Here is a 19,418-nt window from a genome sequence, read left to right as displayed (position 1 = left end):
ATGGAGGTTTTTTCATTCATGAAATGAGAGAATAACCTATAATCAAGTAAAAGGAGAGCAAGCATGAAAAAAAACGGGGCGGGACAATCACTATTTCTAGCATTATTGATCAGCATGGGCTTATTTTTCTTTGTCCAAGGGAAACAATTAATAGAAAGTGGGGCGTCTCCTGTGATTTTTATTGCTTTTTCGGCTTTTGCAGGAATTATCGGAGTTGGTGTCTATGGTCTTCAAGCAATAATGAAGCAGCATCGGCGCAAAGCCATGGTACCAATCAAAACCAAAAAATAAAGAAACCGACCAATCTTAAACAGGAAGATTGGTCGGTTTTTTGTTTAAGCTAAGACAAAATGGGAAATGGGGTCTCGTCCCCTACATATTAATTTTCCATGTTTTCAATCGCAAATTCGATCTCATCAGGTGAGAAGCCGTTCCCTTCAAGATGAGCAGCCATATTTCTTTGACGGATCCCTAACACCCGACGGGATTGATTGGCGCGTCCTAAAGCATGGCGATACCAATCTACATCTAGGGTTTCTAGTGCCCATTGTGTTTCCTCCGCAGTAAAACCTTCTGTTTCTAACAGTTCTGCCATCTCTTGTTTTGAATAAAAGCGACGATTTCCTTGCGCTCTAACGAGGAAAAAGGCTTCACGTTCTCGTTCTGTCGCATTGTTTTCGCGCTCATAGCGTGCTGCTACAGTCGGGGCGAGATGAAACCCTGCTAAAATCGTTTCCTCGGTCACTTCGTTATCAAACACGTAGGTTCTGAACTGAAAACGATTGTCGTTTTCCAGTTCAAGCCATAGTGATTCAACCAGAAATCGATAACCGTATGGAATCGTTTCATAAACAGCATCGGCAATTTCGTAAAAATAAGCGGAAACGGCTTCGTAAGGAGTCATTATCTCGGGAACGATTTCCGTCGTTTGTCCATTAAACAAAGTGATTGCGGAAGGGTAGGTCTCACCAGCATTCGTAAATGTGAGAATCCCCACTGGCTCATGTTTTGTTGAAAAGACATTCATGGTCACACCGTTCGCCAAATCAATCGCACTCTGCCACTCGATTTCTTGGTCTTCGCTTTGTTGGTGTAAGTGCTCAAGTGTATCAGGTGTCAAACCAAGCTTTTCTCGTGTATCTTCATTGATCCCTTCTTCATCGGCAAGAGGATTGTTTGCTCCAGCGGTCACTAGTACCAAATCCTCTTCGTATTCGTTGAATAATTCTTGCAATTTTGCTCGTCTACTGACGATGATCGGGCTCTCTTCATGGATGGCAAGTAAGGCTTCGATACGGCCATTGCGAGCGGCAACCCAACTGGGCATATCCAGATAGCGAGCTTCGATCGCTTCTTGAGCGAGTGCGATCATTGTTTCCGTGTTTTCAATGAATGCTGCCTTGTGTTTTGAGTTGCTATTGACCTGGTCTAGAAAGGCCAATTCTGCTTCTTTGCCTCGAATCATCAGTTCGAGATTTTCAATACTTAAATCATAAGTAAGATTTTCTGCATGATAGGTATGTTCCCAACCAGCATCTAAAGCTGCACCGATGCGTTCAGAAAGTTCCTCAGGGCTTGCTGAATTTATCGTCCCACATCCTGAAATCAGGGACAGTATTAGTAATAAAGGCAACAAAACTTGTTTTTTCATTTTTCTCCTCCTCGTGAGACTCTAGTAAACCTCGCCAATTTGTACGAATGAACGCATTAGATCGAGCTCTTTCTTGGGTATAAACATAGCCACAATACAAGGGACATCAACTGAGCCCCCAAAGTTAGACCAAAAAACCTAACTTTTTGAGGTCACTACAACAGCATATGGGCATCGCGATGCCCTTTTCTTCGCTAGCTTTTAGTTACCTATGTTTGTCATCGCGTAGTCGATTTGTTCTTCTGAAAAGTCTTCAAAAGCCAATAACCGGCGAATGTTGTCAGGAGGAAGACTCATCAAGGAATGATAACTATTTGCTTTCTTCAACGCCTGCTCGTTCCAATCAATCGTGAGCTGATCAACTGCCCATTGGGCATCATTATGGGTAAACCCTTCAAATTCTAATTGTTGTATCAATCGTGCACGTGAGAAAGCCATGAGGTTCGTAAAGGATTCGGCACGAGCGATCGCTCGTCTTTGTTCTGAAGATCCTTTATTCTCGGTCTGAGTTTGTTCGTCATTGTTTTGCTCTTGCTGCAAAGCCGAAGCTGCTTCTTGTTTGGCGTTTGCTTCTTGAAGCTGTTGATACACGGTAGTGACCATGTCTTGATCAATGTCATGATCAAAGCCATAGGTCATCACCGCCAGCTGATGTTCATCAGAAGATTGATCGAATCGATTCATAAACATCATTGATTCACGAGGAATATTTACGGCGAGCGCTCGTAAAATCGTTTCATAGAAAGCAGCTTTTTGCTCGTCGGCAGTTTCCCGATTCAGAACAGTAAACCCAGATGCGTACTCCTCATCGGGCATCGCAAAAACGAAGACGTCAACATTTGTTTCGCTTGTGTGGTAAACGGTGGCAGTGAGTCCATCGTCAAGTTCGATTGTGCGATGAAGAGTAAGCGCATCTTCTGTGAGCTGCTGAAGCTGCTCGATATCGTCTGCCAAAAGCCCCAGCTTTTCCCGCGGATCGGCTTCAGGAATCGTTTCGTTTGCTACCTCTAGTAGACTGTTGAGGTTGTCTTGATTACTGAGAATGATAGGGCTCCGTTCATGAATCGCAGCCAGAGCCTGGCTATAACCAATGCGAGCAGCAAACCAAGCAGGGACATTGATCCGACGCTCCACTAACGCTCGTTCAGCGGTTGCCATCAAATCAATCGTGTGGCTGATCAATTGCTGAAGGTCTTCGTCGGAAGAATCAAGTTCTTCCAAAATAGCCAGTTCGGCTTGGCTGCCGGCAATCAGCAATTCTAAGGTCGCTGGTTGATAATAGGCCCAACCCGTTCCAGACTGGTTTGTATATTCCAGTCGTGCGTCGATGCCAAGCGCAACGGTCTCTGACAGTTCTTCATCTGCCTTCGTGCAGCCGATAAGCAAAATAACGAATGACAATAGGGTGATCAGTATTCTTTTTTTCATTAGACTCCTTCTTTCTATCGAAAGTAACTGAGAAAACGGTCGGCAGAGGTTGGTTCATCTGGGGGAAGGAGGAGGGCAGGTGAATGGAAAAAATGTTGAAAAGATTTCCATCACAAGTTCATTCAAGCAATTGTTTCTGATACGCTAATAAGAAAAAACGGAATATCGAACTAAATTTTATGAATAGTCGTTATATTATTCATTTTATATGAAAAATATCACTAAATGCAACGATAAAAGGATTTTTATTGGATTTTTTATCTTTGGGGAAAGGAAGGTTACTCTCAACTTTTGAGGAGTAGGTACTCAAGATCAAAGCGATCGAGGGAATTCATTGAAGGATCGCCAGGGGGGATCTTTTGTGCAAACAAAAAACAGCTTCCCGCAATGGGAAGCTGTAAGGATGCGGAAAATGGGATTTGAACCCACACGAGCGATTGCTCACAAGACCCTCAATCTTGCACGTCTGCCATTCCGTCATTTCCGCAAATACTATAGAAGGAAACGCAGGCTAAGGTAGTACTGTCACGCCGCGTCTAGAAAATATCTTACCTGATTTTCAACAGGTTTGTCAATAACTTTTCGTCATGCTATTTGAAAGAATTTTCAGACTTTATATTGCATTTTTTTCCATAAAAGGTATGCTAAAAGAATGAATAATTATTTTTTTGAGAGGAGAGCAAATGAACTATTTTAAAAACCAACTGGCAAAAGCTGTTAAGCAGAAAGTATTCATCTTCCTACTCATTGGTGCCTTTAGTTTAGGCTGCAGTTTTTCCGTTTATTTGAAACTAATGGCACCCATCAACTTGCCCGCTACCATTACCGCAGAAAAAGCCGAAGCCTCACGGCTTGTTGATCGCTACCAAGCCAATCAATCTGGTTCACCGGATGAGCAAGAGGTATATCAGCTATTACTTGATAACAATACTCTGACCTCACGGCAGCTGTCCAACTTGATTATGGAGGAATATGAACGATTTAATCAAACGAGTATTCAAATGGCGGAGCTAAAAAAGCAGATTTGGGCGTCTTCAGTTGATGACAAAGCCTTTTTACCGCCGATGTGGTCGATCGAACAAGAGCAGACGGTCTATCAAGCCTTAGTCGAGCAAGAAAAAGATCCGGTTCTCACGGCTGCTAATACCCAGACGGCTGTCGCTTTGGCAATAACGTTTTTACTGAATTTTGGGTTCTTCTTCTGGGCATTTTTTGCTAGTGACAATTTATTAGAAGAAAGAGAACACTTCTCCTTGATCCGCTCATACCCACAGATTTTCCCGATTCGGATGGTCAGTAAGGTTTTTGTCAAAACGATCACCAATTTAGGAATCTTGCTTGTGTTTTTCTTAGGCGTCTTTCTTTCAATGAGTCTTCTGGGGGAGTTCGGGGATTGGCAGTATCCAGTAGCCGTCTATCTCAGTGGGGATTGGGTAGCCTTACCTTTTTGGCAGAGTGTTTTATCTAATATGGTTTCTTTTGCCTTGCTGATTGGTTTGATCGAATGCTTAGGTTTTGTCATGAACATGGTCGCAGCCAATCGATACGTCTCTTTCTTTTTACTGGTGCTTTTTTATGGATTCGGCTTGATTCCGATGCTGCAAAAGATCCCTATATTACCAGTTCATCTAGCTGCTATGGATAAATTTTATTCGGGTGCCTTTGCTTTGGGCTCTGGCACTTCTTGGGGCGTCTATGCCAGTTGGCTGCTGACGCTAGTGTGGATCTTCCTTTGTTTAAGCATCATGCTTGTTGCGGATAAACAGAATCGCTTGTTGAGAGGAGGTAAAGGATGAAAGACTATTTTTTCTTTGAATTACGCCAGCTGTTAAAAAGCAAGAAAACCATCGGCCTTTTTTGCTTGCTGCTGATCTACAGCGGCGTTTACAGTTTTTGGCAAAGAGACTTTCGCCCGATTGAACGAGTAGATAAAACAGAAATGCAACAACGCTATACCGTGCGACAAGATTTTCTTGATCAACAAGCAGCCAATCCCTCTGACCATTGGTCGGCATTCATGGCAGTCGAAATGTTTACCCCATGGAATGAAGCAGAAAAACAACGGCTCGACGCGCTAGCCGAGAAAGACTGGCAAGCATACGCACAAAGCACAAGTACTTGGTACCATCTCGCTTTGCAATTTACCGATGAACGAAATATTTTTTATACCCCTGATTATTACACGTTTCGAAATTACTATGCTGGGTATGACGGGCGCTTCGGCTATGCATCAACCGCAAAACTGATGGAAGCTTTTAGCCAGCTGCCCAATAGCAAACTCTCTCAAGCAGTCATGGAGCAAAAAACGGGGGTGCAAGCATTACAGCGAAGCTTTACTGAATATTTACCGATTCTATTAATTGCTGTTTCTTTATTTTTGGCGATCGATTGTTTACCAAAAGAACGAAGACATAAATCCCTGTTTCTTTCACTGCCATTATCGGCAGAAGAGATCCTTTGGAGTAAAACGGCAGCGTTGATGGTTGGTTCTGCAATCGCAACGCTAGGAACCATGTTCTTTATCTGGTTTGGCTCTGGTATTCAATTCGGCTTTGGTTCCTTGGAACTGCCAGTCACGATTTTATCATCGTCCTTTGATGCCCGCTACCCGATCACAGATTTCAATGCTTTTGAAACACAAGCCATCGGTCTTTTTTTAAGTCAATGTTTTCTTGCAACGCTTTTCTTGCAGTTTCTTTATTGTCGCGGCATCTTGCTGTTCAGTGCCCTGTTTCGCTCAGAGCTGATTAATCTGCTTGTGGCTGGTTTTTGTTTGCTTTCGCCCTTTCTTTTCCAACGGCGCTGGTTTAGTGCCTACCTTGATAAAACGCTGTATGTCTATCTGTATCAAAATGTGGGACAAGTCCTTTCAGGCTGGACACGCTTTTACTTTGGTTCTGCAGGATTTACGATGGAAAAAGGCTTACTTTTATTAGGCGGGGTTTGGCTTCTGATCGAATTGTGTTTCTTTTTGACGATCCAACGCAAAAAATTTCATTTGGCATAGGAGGAACGATATGTTAGAACTGAAAAATGTGACTGTCACGTATACGAGAAAAGTATTGGATCAACTTTCCGTTGCTTTTTCTCCCGGGGAGATCGTCGGGTTAGTCGCCCCTAACGGCACTGGGAAATCCACGCTACTGAATGTGGCGATGAATTTCATCCAGCCGAATGAAGGCGCAGTATTTTTAAACGGCAGTCAAGTATATGTGACCAAAAAATCAGAAGTGGCAGCGCATCAACAAATTTCATTTTTTCCTGACCAAAATGATTTGTACAATGATTTAAGCGGACTCGAGCATCTGAAACTGTATCAGCGAATGTGGCGTTCAGAGGAACGCTTGGTGGAAGAAACGATTGCTCGTTTGCGAATGAGCGATTATATCAAACGCCCAGTGGGAACCTATTCGCTGGGGATGCGGCAACGTCTGTGTTTTGCGATGCAGATCGTGACAGATACGCCATACATGCTGATGGATGAGGTGATGAATGGCTTAGATCCGACAAATGTCGAATTGATCTCTAATGTGTTGAAAGCCTTGCGGGAGCAAAAGAAAGCGATCGTGATCGCTTCGCATATTCTGACGAATTTAGATTCTTACGCGGATCGGGTCTTGTTTTTAAAAGACGGTAAGATCATTCACGAATACCTTGGCCGCAAGTCGTTGGTCAATGAACCGTTGTATGTAAAGACGGACTCGGCGGATTTCTTGGTGGCTTTTCCAGAGTTAACGACAGTGACTATCGATCTGCAAGGGCGAATCTATCTAGTAGAAATCAGCGATCCGCAGCTGCCGCAACGTTTTATCGCAGCAGGAATCACTGATTTTTCGGTGGGGCATTTGGCGTTAAATGAATTGTACTTGAAGTATTTTCCTGAAAATTCCTGAATGAACCAAATTCAGTGGATGAACGCAGGGCAAGCCCTCTCGACCCAGAGGTGAAAAATTTTCGCCACAGTTAAAATTTTTTTGCTATAATAGGTTCAATCTGAAAAGAGATCAACGACGAGAACCAATAACCTGACGTTGACCTATGGTTAAAGGAGAAATGGAATATGAAGAAATTTTCGAAGTCGTCAAAACTTGAAGGGGTCAGTTATGATGTACGCGGCCCTGTTTTAGAAGAAGCTGATCGGATGCAAGAAGAAGGCATCAGTATCTTAAAATTAAATACGGGGAATCCCGCGCCCTTTGGCTTTGAAGCCCCAAATGAAATCGTTAGAGATTTGATTATGAATGTGCGAGAGTCGGAAGGCTATTCTGATTCAAAAGGGATTTTCTCGGCCCGTAAAGCGATCGAGCAATATTATCAATTACAAAAATTTCCTGATGTGACCATCAATGATATTTACACAGGTAATGGTGTTTCCGAGCTGATCACGATGTGTATGCAAGGGTTATGTAACAATGGGGACGAAGTGCTCGTGCCGATGCCAGACTATCCCTTGTGGACTGCTTCGATCTCATTAGCTGGCGGCAAACCCGTCCATTATATTTGTGATGAACAAGCAGATTGGAATCCTGATATCGAGGATATCAAAGCCAAAGTAACCAGCAAGACGAAGGCCATCGTCATTATTAATCCAAATAATCCCACCGGCGCCGTTTATCCGAAAGAAGTTTTGCAACAAATCGTCGAGGTTGCTCGTGAGCATGACTTGATCATTTTCTCCGATGAGATCTATGACCGTTTAGTCATGGATGATTATGTCCATGTACCGATTGCTACACTAGCACCAGATCGCTTCGTTGTGACGCTAGGCGGTTTGTCTAAGTCTCACCGAGTGGCAGGCTTCCGCGTTGGCTGGATGGTTCTCAGCGGGGATAAGTCCAATGTCAAAGACTATATCGAAGGCTTGAATATGTTGTCATCGATGCGGCTGTGTTCCAATGTTTTATCGCAACAAATCGTCCAGACTGCACTAGGCGGCTATCAAAGCTCCGATGAGCTGCTGCTGCCAGGTGGTCGAATCTATGAACAAAGAGAGTTTATCTACAAGGCGATCAATGATATTCCTGGATTGTCAGCAGTGAAACCGAAAGCAGCCTTTTATATTTTTCCTAAAATTGATATTCAGCGCTTTAACATTACCAATGATGAACAATTTGTTCTCGACTTTTTACATGAACACCATATCTTGTTGGTGCACGGCGGTGGGTTCAATTGGCAACAGCCCGATCATTTCCGTATCGTCTACCTTCCTAATATGGAAGATTTAAAAACGACTGCTGAAAAAATGACAGAATTCTTGGCAGCGTATCGCCAGAAGTAAGTACATGAAAAAGCACCGCTCCTTCAGCGATCGTGAGGGAGCGGTGCTTATGTTTTTATTCGGTAACTGGTTGACAAATTTTTTTGCTGACAATCATCCGATTGGTAAACTTATCCAGCATTTCAGCACTAGGATCGGTCACTTGAACGAGGACCGAATTTTCATATTCCCGTTCGATGATCCCTTGGTATTTTTTGCCTTCCCATGTAAAAAAGATCGTACTGTCGATCGTCATCTTAACACCTCATTTGAAATTGTGGAAAAATAACAAGACATTCTTGAAATTGCTTTCCTTTTTGTCATTATGTGCTAAAATAAAGAAAATTAAAAATGCGAATTCGCATTTTTGACAAGAAACGTTCGATTTTTTTAGAATTCCCCCTGGAGGACGATTATGAAAAAAAGAGATGAATCTTTTGGTCAAAATATCCGTTCAATTCGGTTGAAACGAAAGATGACCCAGAAGATGTTAGCGGAAGATATTTGTTCGCAAAGTGTGTTAAGTCGTATCGAAAACAACGAAGAGCTGCCCAATGTCTGGGTGATGTACCAAATCTGCCAACGCTTAGGCGTCACCTTAGATCAAGTAATGATGCTTCATTCGGAAGAGATCAACAAAACCAATCAAATCTTTGCCGAAATCGAATCACATTTTGTCCATAAACAATTTCAAGAAATGCGGGAAAAAATGGAAGACAAGGCGATCAAGGATTATTTGTATCTGGATTCAGATATGCAAATGTATTACTACTATCTAGGTAGCTGTGATTATTTCCTCGATCAAAACTATGATGCCGCCCTTGAGGCGCTGAAAAAAGGATTGGCCTATTCCTATCAACAGGATAAGACCAACGTTTCGGTGATGGAAATTCGTATCCTGAGCTGCATGGGTCGTGTCTATAGTGACTTGCTGCAACTGGGTGAGGCGCGTTTTTATTTAGAAAAAGCCTACGATGCCATGCATGCCTTGCCGCCGGAGCGACTGTCCACAGCGCTGACTAAAATTTATTACAACTATGCGGTCTTTTTAAAGGAGCAACAAGAAGACTGTCGCGCGCTAAAAGTAACAAACGAAGGCATTGCTCTAGCGAGAGAGAAAAATAGCTTATATTTTCTAGAAGAATTGTTTGAACTAAAAGGACAATTGCTTCAAAGACTAAAAGAAGAAAAAGCAGCTGAAAAAAGTTTTCAACTGTATCGTGCCGTCATGGATATTCGCCAATCAGACAAAGTGGTGTAGACCTTTCTTGACTTCTGCTGCAAATAAGAGTACTTTTAAGGAAGAAAAGAAATAGAGGAGCGATCAAGATGAATAAATATATTTACGCAGACAAATTCTTTCTGAAATCAGCGGTTCATGGCCCTGGTTACTTGGAGGTCAAGGAGGGAAAATTCGGCGCGATCGTCGATGAAGTCCCTGCTGGTGCAGACGTAGAAGATTATTCAGGCAAATGGGTAGCACCGGGTCTTGTGGATACTCATATCCACGGGTTTATGAACCATGATGTGATGGATAACGATGCAGAAGGCATCAAAGCCATGTCAGAAGGTCTTTTGTCTTGTGGTGTGACATCTTTCTTACCGACAACCTTAACATCTAGCAAAGAACGGTTGCGGGATGTTGCTGAAACCGTTGGGAAAGTCAAAGACGAAGTTACAGGAGCGAAGATCCAAGGGATCTACTTTGAAGGACCGTTCTTTACTGAAGAACATAAAGGGGCACAAAATCCGATCTATTTTGGTGATCCTGATATTGATACCTTCCATGAATGGCAAGAAGCTTCTGGTGGAATTATCAAGAAAATCGCCTTGGCTCCTGAGCGCGAAGGTGTGAAGGAATTTGTTTCGCAAGTGACGGAAGAAGGCGTAGTGGTTGCACTAGGGCATAGTAACGGAACGTTACAAGAAGCGCAAACAGCAGTAGAAGCTGGTGCCAGTGTCTTTGTTCATGCCTTCAACGGAATGCGCGGATTAAACCATCGTGAACCTGGAATGGTCGGCGCCTTACTTTCATTAAAAGAAGTTTTTTCTGAGTTGATTTGTGATGGCCACCATGTGCATCCTCAAGCAGCTGAGATCTTAATGGAAAAAGCTGGTCATGACCATGTGGCCTTGATCACCGACTGTATGATGGCTGGCGGTATGCCAGACGGTGATTACATTTTAGGTGAATTTCCAGTAGTGGTAAAAGATGGCACGGCTCGAATGGAAACAGGCAATCTTGCTGGCAGCATTTTGAAACTAAAAGAAGCCGTGAAAAATGTTGTAGACTGGGGAATTGCTACCCCTCAAGAAGCGGTCATGATGGCCAGCTTGATCCCAGCGATCAGCTGCAACATCGACCACGCTTGCGGTATGATCAAACAAGGTCGTCCAGCTGACTTCATTGTTTTGGATCAAGAAATGAATTTAGCAGCCACTTATTTAGATGGTGTTTGCCGTTACCAAGCATAAAATGAAACAATCTGCTTCAAGAAACAAGAAGAGAGCTTCTCTTGATCTGTTTTTTGAGCAGATTTTTTTGTTTTCATTTATGATGAAAGAAAACGGTATTCTTAGAAGGGGAAGGTGGCAAATTGAAGACGATTTTAGTTACGGGTGCCAACGCTGGCATGGGCTTTGCAACAGCCAAACAATTGGCAGAATTGGGGATGCATGTGATTTTGTATTGCCGTTCTGCCGAACGAGGGCAGGCAGCACAGCAACGTTTGAAGGAAGAGACAGGCAATCCAAGCATCGATCTAGTGATCGGTGATTTGGGGTCGTTGGCTAGCGTACGCAAGTCAGCCGCTGAAATCAATGCCCGCTTTGAGAAATTGGATGTACTGATCAATAATGCGGGCATCGTCAATTTAAAAAAAGAGCGAACAACCGATGGATTTGAACAAATGCTGGGCGTAAACTACGTGGGGCATTTTGAACTGACCCGTCAGTTATTGCCGCTAATGGAACGTGCGGATGCTGGTAGGATCGTTAATGTTGCTTCTGGTGCTTACAAATTTGTAAAGAAAAAGGATCAGCGCTTTTTCGATGTGGCGAATTTTTTGCCTTGGCGGGAATATGGCCGCTCAAAAAAAGCCCTGATTTTATTTACAGATGCGCTTGCGTTTCAACTGCGCAATACGACCGTTACTGCCAATGCCTTGCATCCGGGAGCTGTGGCGACCAGCTTAGGGGTCAGCCGACAAACAGGATTTGGTCAATCTGTCTACAAAATGCTCACGCCTTTTTTCAAAACACCAGAGGAAGGGTCTGATACAGCGATATATTTGGCACTAAGCCCCGAGGTGGCTGGCATTAGCGGGCGCTACTTTGTCGATCGGCAGGCAGTGCCGACGGAGATCCTTGATGAGCGGCAGCAAGCGCAAAAACTTTGGGAAGAAACCCAGCGAAGAATTGCCGACCAAGCACAATGATTGGTTTTTGTTCTTTGTCAATCAAATTAGATGGAAGTGTAAAATCGATTCTGAGACAAAATGATGCTCATTCTGTCTCAGATTTTTTAATTTGATAAAATGAGCTGCTTTTTTGCTGTTTCTTTCGCAGGAATAAGTATGATACACTATTAAGCGAGAAAGCGCATGCGGCGCTGGAATTCTTGGAGGAACATAATGAGTTATATCGAAGTTGTGAAAGAAGTGAAGAAATACACAATGGGCGACACGGTTATTGCTGCTAATGATGGTGTTTCGTTTTCCGTAGAAAAAGGAGAGATCGCACTGATCCTTGGTCCAAGTGGCGCTGGTAAGTCCACCGTTTTGAACATATTAGGCGGAATGGATCAATGTGATAGTGGCAAAGTGATCGTTGATGGAACAGATATTGCTGGCTTTGATGCCAAACAATTGACGACCTATCGCCGCAAAGATGTCGGTTTTGTCTTTCAGTTTTATAATTTGGTCCCTAATTTGACAGCCAGAGAAAACGTTGAACTCTCAGCACAAATCGTGCCAGAGGCACTTGATGCAGCTGAGATCTTGACCCAAGTTGGGCTTGGTGATCGCTTGGATCACTTTCCAGCGCAATTGTCTGGTGGCGAGCAGCAGCGAGTCACGATCGCTCGTGCTATTGCGAAGAAGCCCAAATTGCTGCTTTGTGATGAACCAACTGGGGCACTTGACTATGAAACGGGGAAACAGATTCTAGCAATTCTAGAAAAAACGGCTCGCGAGACTGGGACGACCGTTTTGATCATTACACATAACAGCGCATTGGCTCCCATGGCTGATCGTGTGATCCATATCAATGATGCAAAGGTCCGCAAGATGGAAAAAAATACTCATCCGATTCCAATTGCCTCTATTTCTTGGTAAATGCCTATGAAAAAAACATTATTACGTTCCAGTTTACGTGAAATCAGGCAAGCACCCGGGCGGTTTTTGTCCATATTAGGCATTATCTTTTTAGGGGTCGCTTTTTTTGTGGGGATCAGTGCAACTGGTCCGAATATGGAACAAGCAGCTGAAGATTATTTTGCTCGCCAGAAATTAGCGGACTTTACGATTGCGTCAACATTAGGGTTGTCGACTGCCGATCGGGAAATCATTGAAGAAATGCCTGGTGTCACGTCTGTTGAAGCAGAGCAGATCGCCGATATCAATGCCGAAAATCACCGTGCCGTGATCCGTGTCTTTTCCCTTTCGAAAGAGCGGCAAGTCAATCAATATCAGGTGACTTCTGGTCGATTGCCGCAAAAGTCAGGGGAAATTGCTTTGGATCAAGCGGCACAAAGCAGCGGTGGGTTTGCACTAGATGAAACTTTCGAACTGCCAGAAAACGGTGAAAACCAGCTAGAAACGCACACTTACACGATCGTTGGCTTTGTCAATAGTCCCGAATTTATTGAGAATTTTCATCGAGGCAATAGTACCGTTGGGAATGGAACGGTCGATTACTTTGCAGTAATTCCAGAAGAAGATTTTAAAGAAACTGCGTATGCTAGATTGTTAGTTCGTTTTGATGAGCTATCGCAAGTGGCTAGCTATTCAGAAGCATATCAGACAAAAAGGGATCAAGTAAGTGATGAAGTAGAAGAACGGTTGGCTCCGCGGGCACAAGGACGGCGGCAAGAGTTGATCGATGAAGCGCAACCAGCCATTGATGAGGCCAAAGAACAGATTCGTGATGGCGAAGAAGCATTGCAGCAAGCGCAAGCGGAACTTGACGACGCAACAGAGAAATTGGCGCAGGCGCATCAGGAGTTGACGGAACAAGAAGCAGCTTTTCAGACAGAGATTCAAACTGCCCAAGAGCAATTGAATGGAGAAGCGCAAAAATTAGCTGAGGGGAAACAGGCATTGATCGAAAATCAACGCCTGCTAGATCAAAATGAACAAGCATTGATTCAGCAAGAAGCCCAAGTACAGTCAGCCCAAGCTCAGTTGGCACCCGTTTTGGCACAAAGACCTGAACTACAAAGGGGCATCCAGCAGGTAGAGGAGCAACTGGCGCTGGCATACCAAGGCATGGATCAAATCAGAAGTGTGGGTCAACTTTCTGCAGAGGAGCAAATGGCCCAGCTGCCTACCGTCTATGCACAAGTAACCGCCGCTCTGGCACAGTTGAACCTGCCGACAGATGTCCTTGGTCCGATTCCTGATCTGGAGGAAATCGATGAAACGATGATTGCTACTATGCTGACGGCAGCTGAAGATACATTGCGTCCACTCATTGCCGAAGGTGAGCAACAACGTGCGCAATTACTTGGGCAAATGGCTGCGATCAATGACCAAGAAGCGCAACTTCAGCAGGCACAACAGCAAGTCAATGCTGGCTGGAGCCAAATCAGAGCTGGGCGCCAAGAATTGGCACAAGCGCAGACCCAGATCACCCAAGGAGAGACGCAGCTGAGCGACGCTCGTGAGACCTTAGCTTCTGAAAAAGCCAAGGGTCAGTCTTTATTAGCTGCTGGTTGGCAAGAATATCGAGAAAACGAAGCAATCCTTCAAGAAAAGCTTGACGAATTTAAAGAAAAAGCACCAAAAGAACGCGAAAAACTTGAAGATGCCAAAAAAGAAGTTGCTGAAAAAGAGCAGGAATTGTTGGATCTAAAACCGGCAGTTTATCGTGTCGCAAACCGCGATGCGAATCCTGGTTATTCAGAGTACCAAGACAATGCGGAACGGGTTTCTTCGTTAGCGACGATTTTCCCAGTTATCTTCTTTTTGATTGCAGCGTTAGTCAGTCTAACCACCATGACGCGGATGATCGATGAAAAACGCAGTGAGATTGGTACATTGAAAGCATTAGGCTATCGTAACTGGGAGATTGGACAGAAATTTTTGCTTTATTCCTCTGCAGCAGGCATCACAGGTGCTGTATTGGGTCTAGCAGTCGGCTTTTCCTTTTTTCCAGCAATCATCATTCAAGCTTATGGACCGCTTTACAATCTCACGGAGTATGACACCCCATGGTATTTGCGGCTTTCATTGATTGCTGTGGGAGTCAGCTTGCTTTGCACCATCGGTATCGCGCTGCTGGTTTTACGTTTTGATTTAAGACAGTCATCGGCTTCATTGTTACGACCAAAAGCACCCAAAACAGGAAAACGAATTCTCTTAGAAAGAATCACCGTTATATGGCGGCACTTAAGTTTTATTCAAAAAGTTACAATGCGAAACCTGTTTCGCTACAAGTCCAGAATGCTCATGACCATCTTAGGGATCGCGGGATGTACCTCCATGATCTTGACTGGATTTGGCCTAAGAGATTCCATCAGCAATATCATTCCTTTACAGTTTGAGAAAATCTGGCAGTATCAGGCGGTGATCACCTTTGATGATGAGGATTCTGAAGCAATGAGTGAAACAAAAGCCGCCTCAGAAGATATTGAAGGCTTTGAAGCAGGGTTATTCTTGCATACGGAAAGTCTGACGTTGGCTCAATCGGGGGTCACGCAGCAAGAAGTAACCGTCACCGTGCCAGAAGATCCTGCGGCTTTATCGAGATTTGTCCACTTGAATGATCGGGTTTCAGGAGAAGCTTACGAGCTAGAAGGAGAGGGTGCCATCATCAATGAAAAGCTTGCTAAGTTGTTTGGATTATCGGTGGGTGATACGATAACGTTGACGAATGAAAGCGGCGAAGCATTTGAACTGAATGTGGCTGCAATCGCAGAAAACTACACAGGGCATTTTGCTTATTTGACCCCAGATGCGTATCAAAAGATCTTTCAGGCCGCCCCTTCTTACAACAGTGAGTTATTGAAATTCAGTCAGCGCTTGACGAAATCGGAGGAAGAAGCGATCGCGGCTGATTTGATGGCACAAGACAATGTCATCAATGTTTCCTTCCTCTCAGCTTCAGCGGATGCCTTAGATGACACGACCGCAACCTTGAACATCGTCATCTGGATCTTGATCTCGTCTGCGGGGGCATTAGCCTTTATCGTGTTGTACAACTTGAACAACATCAATATAGCGGAACGCATTCGCGAGTTGTCGACCATCAAAGTATTGGGCTTTTATGATCGAGAAGTGACCATGTACGTCTTTCGTGAAAATATCTTTCTGACGATCTTCGGCATTGCATTTGGTTTATTATTAGGGGTGCTTCAGCATCAATTTGTCTTACAGACCATCGAAGTCGATATCGCCATGTTTTCACCGACAGTTGAACCAATGAGCTATGTGTATGCCGCTGGATTGACCTGCTTATTTTCAAGCGTGGTAGGGATCGCAATGTATTTCAAACTGAAACATGTCAATATGATTGATGCACTGAAAGCCAATGAGTAACAAAAACAGCCTTTTCTCAGAATGATTCTGGAAAAAGGCTGTTTTTATTTTTCTTGTTTTTCTTGTTCGGAAATCTCGCCTTGGACTTCTTCTAGCATGGCTTTTAGTTCAAGCTCTTTTTGCCTCAGCACCACCAGATCTTCTTGGATCTCATCCTTTTTCTCTTCCTCAGGTGGTCGAATGACGAAATTGATCGATAGGGCAACTAACGTGCCGATAAAGGTGTCCAATACACGGTCTAAGGCGAAGATGATCGATTCCCCTTGAGGGACACTGGAAGTGATCAAAAGCATCGTCGCAATAGCAGAGATAATGCCAGAATTGTTATTGATGCCATCTGAAAAAACGATGACAAAAATGACTAGCGCTGGCAAGACAAACAATTCGATCAGAAAGTCATTTTGAAAATATTGCTTCGTCAAAAAGTAAAAAATGGCTGTACCACCACCGATCGTATTTCCTAATACCCGTGACTTACCAAAAGAGATCGTTGTGGTCAGGTCTTGTCGCAAAGAAAAGACAGCCGACAAGGCAGCAATCAATGGTTGGCCACGATCAAGAAAATGAAAGAGCAGAATACAAAGCATGACAGCAATGGCTGTTTTTATCGTTCGCATACCCAAGCGAAAACGCCCCAGTTTCATGGTCAAATGCCCCCTTTACTTAATCATACCCAAAGCAGTTGAGAAATTCTAGTCTTATTCCTCACAATTTAGTATACTTTTCACAGGAGGTGACAAAAATGAAAATCGGAATGAGGACCGTGAAAACGGCGATTGCTGCTGGTTTATCAATGTTTCTGGCACAACAGATCGGTCTTTTGTATGCGCCAGCCGCAGGGATCATCGCCATTTTAAGCGTCGGCAATACAAAGAAAACGTCACTTTTTACGGGAATCGGGCGTTTGATCTCTTTGGCGATCGCAACGCTCTTAGCTTTTGTCAGCTTCCATTTATTAGGCTTTGGGCCGATAGGATTTGTTCTTTTTCTCTTTGTCTTTATCCCAACCGCTGTCTATTTCAATTTGACCGATGGGATCGTCGTCAATTCTGTCTTGGTGACCCATTATATGATGGAACGTTCGTTTGCTTGGCCACTGATTGGGAATGCTTTTTTATTGATGAGTATTGGCATTGGCTTTGCACTTTTGTTCAATTTATATATGCCAGATGGCGAACGAGCATTGAAAGAAAGACAGCAATTAGTGGAAGAATCGTTTAAAAGTCTTTTAAAAGACATGTCGATTGCCTTAACTGAAAAAGAAAAGGCGACGCTTCCCCAGGTCTGCCAAACGCTTTTGGGGGATATCAAGCAAGGCAAACAACAAGCAATGGTGCATAGTGAAAATCAATGGCGAGGAGAAGCCTCCTATTATGAAGAGTACTTTACCATGCGCCAAAGTCAGGCACGCTTACTCTTAGAAATGGTTGACTTATTGCAGTTGTTTTGGGTAGAAGAAGCCTATACAAATGCGTTTCAAGAGTTGCTATCCTTTACTGCCGAGTCCTTTCACGAAAATAACGATGGGAAAGAGATCTTGGCAAAAATTGCTGCGCTTTATGAAGATTATCGACAAAAGCCATTGCCCCAAACAAGAGCAGAGTTTGAAAATCGCGCTCAGCTGTTTCAGTTTCTGCAAACCTTTAAAAGTTTTATTGAAATCAAAGCCGACTTTTCTGATCAAATGCAAACAATAGCACGCTAAAAAAAGACTCCCAAAAAGGAGTCTTTTTCATTTTACTGCTGTTCCCAAAAAGCTTGCATTTGATCAAGAACGTCAATGACATCGGTGGTCAAATGGATCGATCCTTCGATCTCGCCATCGATGGCTTTGATCATATTGGCAATTTCATAATTAAGGGCTTGACTGCTGTCGCCAGCTTCAATCACTTCATTTGTTCCATCTCGGAAATGGATCACGGCTTTGTCCGCACGAGGGTATTCATCTACGGTAATGTATCCTTCTTCGAAAGCGACGATACCGGTTTTAGGCATTTTCGCTTGAAAAGTCAGCGTGACACTAGCCATTTCATCGGCTGGATTTTGTAGGATCGTGACTGATTGTTCATCCACACCTGTAGAGAAGGGCTTCATGCTGCTAAACGTCACTTCTGGTGTATCCGTCATGAAAAAGCGGGCAAATGAAACAGCATACGTACCGATATCCAATAAAGCACCGCCACCTAAATCTGGATTGAAGAAACGATTGCTTGGGTCTGGATCTTTGTAGCTGCCAAATGGTGCTTGGATCATTTTTAATTTTCCTAAGCGTCCGGCATCGATCTCTTCTTTCAACCGAGCATAAACCGGCATATTGAAAATCGTCATTGCTTCTTCTAAGATTAGGTTTTTTTCTTTGGCTAAGGCTAGTTCTTCCGCTAGCTCATCGGCACTGGTGGTGATGGCTTTTTCGCAGAGGACATGTTTTCCTGCCATCAGAGCTTTCATAATAAATTCATGATGAAGATCATTAGGTACTGCAATATAAACAATATCGATTTGCGGATCTTCTAACATGGCATCTGTGCTTTCATAGGCATGGGGAATAGAGTGTTTCTCAGCAAATGCTTGGACTTTAGGGAAACTCCGGGCACTGACCCCATATAGTTCACTTGCTTCATTAGAAAAGCCAGCAGCAAATTGCGTTGCGATATCTCCGAGGCCAATCATTCCCCAACGGTATTTTTTCATCATTGATCATCTCCTTCGTATTTAGTATAACAAAAGAAATCAATTCTTTAAAATAATCAAAAACAATCGCAAAAAGTTTCCATTACGGCTGACTTTCAGTAAAATATAGAAGAGGAGGGATAACATATGCATAATGTATCAATTGCAATTATTTTAAATACCATCATCGAGCAATACGCATCAGAAAAACAGTTTTATGAAACACAATTAGGCATCACCGAGGAGCAATGGGAGGCATGGAAAAATGGCACAATGAGTCTGTCACCTGCTGAAAATCAGAAAGTGAAGCTGCTGTTTTCAGATTATGAATGGATGTTGATCCAAAAAATCATTCGGCAAACCGTCATTTATCCAGAAAAACGCAATCAAGCGGTCGTCGAGTTCAAAAAAATGAAGACTCAAATCGCCAGAACGTGGTTAGCAAGCGATTTAGCGAAAGTCGAATTGTTAACAGAATCTGAAGAAACAGCCCAATACCTTGATTTGAGAGTCAGTATTACGTATGATGAGTGGGGTTATGATGATATACTAAACTTCCGATTGCCCGCTTTTGTTCAGCAGCAAATTCGCAATGAAAAAATCGAACTGTTGGAGTGGGTCAAAGAAAATCTGGAAGAAACTTACAACTAAAGGT

The 19,418-nt window shown here is 43.5% G+C and carries 17 protein-coding genes and 1 tRNA gene; 12 read left to right on the top strand and 6 right to left on the bottom strand.

Translation table 11 applies throughout. From position 1 onward, the window contains the following. Nucleotides 1-63 precede the first annotated feature (63 nt). On the top strand, nt 64-291 hold the full coding sequence (locus tag IGI73_RS09110; protein ID WP_005229963.1) for a hypothetical protein: 228 nt from the start codon (nt 64-66) through the stop codon (nt 289-291). A gap of 88 nt (nt 292-379) precedes the next feature. Here the strand turns inward: IGI73_RS09110 and IGI73_RS09105 are convergent, their stop codons facing one another. From IGI73_RS09105 to IGI73_RS09095, 3 genes are all read right to left on the bottom strand, one after another. After that, nucleotides 380-1,651, bottom strand: coding sequence for a hypothetical protein (locus IGI73_RS09105; RefSeq protein WP_421758634.1), 1,272 nt, complete (start codon nt 1,649-1,651; stop codon nt 380-382). Between the two features lie 201 nt (nt 1,652-1,852). Then, complete coding sequence (locus IGI73_RS09100; RefSeq protein ID WP_428207207.1) at nt 1,853-3,079, bottom strand: Ltp family lipoprotein; 1,227 nt, start codon at nt 3,077-3,079, stop codon at nt 1,853-1,855. Between the two features lie 404 nt (nt 3,080-3,483). Next, a tRNA-Leu gene (locus IGI73_RS09095) sits at nt 3,484-3,566 on the bottom strand. Nucleotides 3,567-3,762: 196 nt separating this feature from the next. Between IGI73_RS09095 and IGI73_RS09090 the strand changes: the two genes are divergently transcribed. The 4 genes from IGI73_RS09090 to IGI73_RS09075 all read left to right on the top strand — a co-directional run bounded on the left by IGI73_RS09090 (nt 3,763) and on the right by IGI73_RS09075 (nt 8,357). Next, nucleotides 3,763-4,875, top strand: coding sequence for a hypothetical protein (locus IGI73_RS09090; protein WP_428207208.1), 1,113 nt, complete (start codon nt 3,763-3,765; stop codon nt 4,873-4,875). Then, nucleotides 4,872-6,086: an ABC transporter permease gene (locus IGI73_RS09085; protein ID WP_325845038.1), complete on the top strand. Its 1,215-nt coding sequence runs from the start codon at nt 4,872-4,874 to the stop codon at nt 6,084-6,086. Before IGI73_RS09090 ends, IGI73_RS09085 begins: the two co-directional genes overlap by 4 nt. A gap of 10 nt (nt 6,087-6,096) precedes the next feature. Continuing rightward, a complete protein-coding gene (locus IGI73_RS09080; protein ID WP_005229973.1) occupies nt 6,097-6,972 on the top strand; it encodes an ABC transporter ATP-binding protein in 876 nt (291 codons plus the stop codon). Nucleotides 6,973-7,139: 167 nt separating this feature from the next. Further along, entirely contained in the window at nt 7,140-8,357 is a 1,218-nt protein-coding gene (locus tag IGI73_RS09075; RefSeq protein WP_005229975.1) for a pyridoxal phosphate-dependent aminotransferase, read from the top strand. A gap of 55 nt (nt 8,358-8,412) precedes the next feature. Here the strand turns inward: IGI73_RS09075 and IGI73_RS09070 are convergent, their stop codons facing one another. Beyond that, on the bottom strand, nt 8,413-8,592 hold the full coding sequence (locus IGI73_RS09070) for a hypothetical protein (RefSeq protein ID WP_005229977.1): 180 nt from the start codon (nt 8,590-8,592) through the stop codon (nt 8,413-8,415). Nucleotides 8,593-8,751: 159 nt separating this feature from the next. On the opposite strand from IGI73_RS09070, the gene IGI73_RS09065 reads away from it, so the two are divergent. The 5 genes from IGI73_RS09065 to IGI73_RS09045 all read left to right on the top strand — a co-directional run bounded on the left by IGI73_RS09065 (nt 8,752) and on the right by IGI73_RS09045 (nt 16,093). Next, complete coding sequence (locus IGI73_RS09065; RefSeq protein WP_015509901.1) at nt 8,752-9,597, top strand: helix-turn-helix domain-containing protein; 846 nt, start codon at nt 8,752-8,754, stop codon at nt 9,595-9,597. Nucleotides 9,598-9,665: 68 nt separating this feature from the next. Next, nucleotides 9,666-10,811 (top strand): N-acetylglucosamine-6-phosphate deacetylase, encoded by a 1,146-nt coding sequence (gene nagA / locus IGI73_RS09060; protein WP_195961253.1) that lies wholly within the window; start codon nt 9,666-9,668, stop codon nt 10,809-10,811. 122 nt (nt 10,812-10,933) lie between these two features. After that, nucleotides 10,934-11,773 (top strand): SDR family oxidoreductase, encoded by an 840-nt coding sequence (locus tag IGI73_RS09055; RefSeq protein ID WP_428207209.1) that lies wholly within the window; start codon nt 10,934-10,936, stop codon nt 11,771-11,773. Nucleotides 11,774-11,968: 195 nt separating this feature from the next. Beyond that, nucleotides 11,969-12,670 (top strand): ABC transporter ATP-binding protein, encoded by a 702-nt coding sequence (locus IGI73_RS09050; protein ID WP_015509898.1) that lies wholly within the window; start codon nt 11,969-11,971, stop codon nt 12,668-12,670. Further along, nucleotides 12,671-16,093 carry an FtsX-like permease family protein gene (locus tag IGI73_RS09045; RefSeq protein ID WP_428207210.1) on the top strand — a complete coding sequence of 1,141 codons (3,423 nt, stop codon included), beginning with the start codon at nt 12,671-12,673 and terminating at the stop codon, nt 16,091-16,093. Nucleotides 16,094-16,137: 44 nt separating this feature from the next. On the opposite strand, the gene IGI73_RS09040 is transcribed toward IGI73_RS09045, so the two are convergent. Next, a complete protein-coding gene (locus IGI73_RS09040) occupies nt 16,138-16,737 on the bottom strand; it encodes an FUSC family protein (protein WP_005231932.1) in 600 nt (199 codons plus the stop codon). 98 nt (nt 16,738-16,835) lie between these two features. Between IGI73_RS09040 and IGI73_RS09035 the strand changes: the two genes are divergently transcribed. Further along, nucleotides 16,836-17,798: an aromatic acid exporter family protein gene (locus IGI73_RS09035; protein WP_284591654.1), complete on the top strand. Its 963-nt coding sequence runs from the start codon at nt 16,836-16,838 to the stop codon at nt 17,796-17,798. 32 nt (nt 17,799-17,830) lie between these two features. Here the strand turns inward: IGI73_RS09035 and IGI73_RS09030 are convergent, their stop codons facing one another. Beyond that, nucleotides 17,831-18,787, bottom strand: a complete 957-nt coding sequence (locus tag IGI73_RS09030) for a Gfo/Idh/MocA family protein (RefSeq protein ID WP_005229991.1) — start codon at nt 18,785-18,787, stop codon at nt 17,831-17,833. A 123-nt stretch (nt 18,788-18,910) separates the two neighbouring features. Here IGI73_RS09030 and IGI73_RS09025 point away from each other — a divergent pair, with 123 nt between their 5' ends. Then, nucleotides 18,911-19,414, top strand: coding sequence for a hypothetical protein (locus IGI73_RS09025; RefSeq protein WP_005229993.1), 504 nt, complete (start codon nt 18,911-18,913; stop codon nt 19,412-19,414). Nucleotides 19,415-19,418 lie beyond the last annotated feature (4 nt).

This window comes from Enterococcus sp. DIV0755f, from assembly GCF_051713725.1.
GTDB lineage: Bacteria > Bacillota > Bacilli > Lactobacillales > Enterococcaceae > Enterococcus_D > Enterococcus_D casseliflavus.
Note: the sequence above shows the minus strand (reverse complement) of the source record. Positions and strands in the feature narration are given on the sequence as shown.

Coding starts and splice junctions, on each gene's coding strand:
- IGI73_RS09110 (WP_005229963.1), top strand. CDS start 64: ATGAAAAAAAACGGGGCGGGACAATCACTATTTCTAGCATTATTGATC.
- IGI73_RS09105 (WP_421758634.1), bottom strand. CDS start 1,651: ATGAAAAAACAAGTTTTGTTGCCTTTATTACTAATACTGTCCCTGATT.
- IGI73_RS09100 (WP_428207207.1), bottom strand. CDS start 3,079: ATGAAAAAAAGAATACTGATCACCCTATTGTCATTCGTTATTTTGCTT.
- IGI73_RS09090 (WP_428207208.1), top strand. CDS start 3,763: ATGAACTATTTTAAAAACCAACTGGCAAAAGCTGTTAAGCAGAAAGTA.
- IGI73_RS09085 (WP_325845038.1), top strand. CDS start 4,872: ATGAAAGACTATTTTTTCTTTGAATTACGCCAGCTGTTAAAAAGCAAG.
- IGI73_RS09080 (WP_005229973.1), top strand. CDS start 6,097: ATGTTAGAACTGAAAAATGTGACTGTCACGTATACGAGAAAAGTATTG.
- IGI73_RS09075 (WP_005229975.1), top strand. CDS start 7,140: ATGAAGAAATTTTCGAAGTCGTCAAAACTTGAAGGGGTCAGTTATGAT.
- IGI73_RS09070 (WP_005229977.1), bottom strand. CDS start 8,592: ATGACGATCGACAGTACGATCTTTTTTACATGGGAAGGCAAAAAATAC.
- IGI73_RS09065 (WP_015509901.1), top strand. CDS start 8,752: ATGAAAAAAAGAGATGAATCTTTTGGTCAAAATATCCGTTCAATTCGG.
- nagA (WP_195961253.1), top strand. CDS start 9,666: ATGAATAAATATATTTACGCAGACAAATTCTTTCTGAAATCAGCGGTT.
- IGI73_RS09050 (WP_015509898.1), top strand. CDS start 11,969: ATGAGTTATATCGAAGTTGTGAAAGAAGTGAAGAAATACACAATGGGC.
- IGI73_RS09045 (WP_428207210.1), top strand. CDS start 12,671: ATGCCTATGAAAAAAACATTATTACGTTCCAGTTTACGTGAAATCAGG.
- IGI73_RS09040 (WP_005231932.1), bottom strand. CDS start 16,737: ATGAAACTGGGGCGTTTTCGCTTGGGTATGCGAACGATAAAAACAGCC.
- IGI73_RS09035 (WP_284591654.1), top strand. CDS start 16,836: ATGAAAATCGGAATGAGGACCGTGAAAACGGCGATTGCTGCTGGTTTA.
- IGI73_RS09030 (WP_005229991.1), bottom strand. CDS start 18,787: ATGATGAAAAAATACCGTTGGGGAATGATTGGCCTCGGAGATATCGCA.
- IGI73_RS09025 (WP_005229993.1), top strand. CDS start 18,911: ATGCATAATGTATCAATTGCAATTATTTTAAATACCATCATCGAGCAA.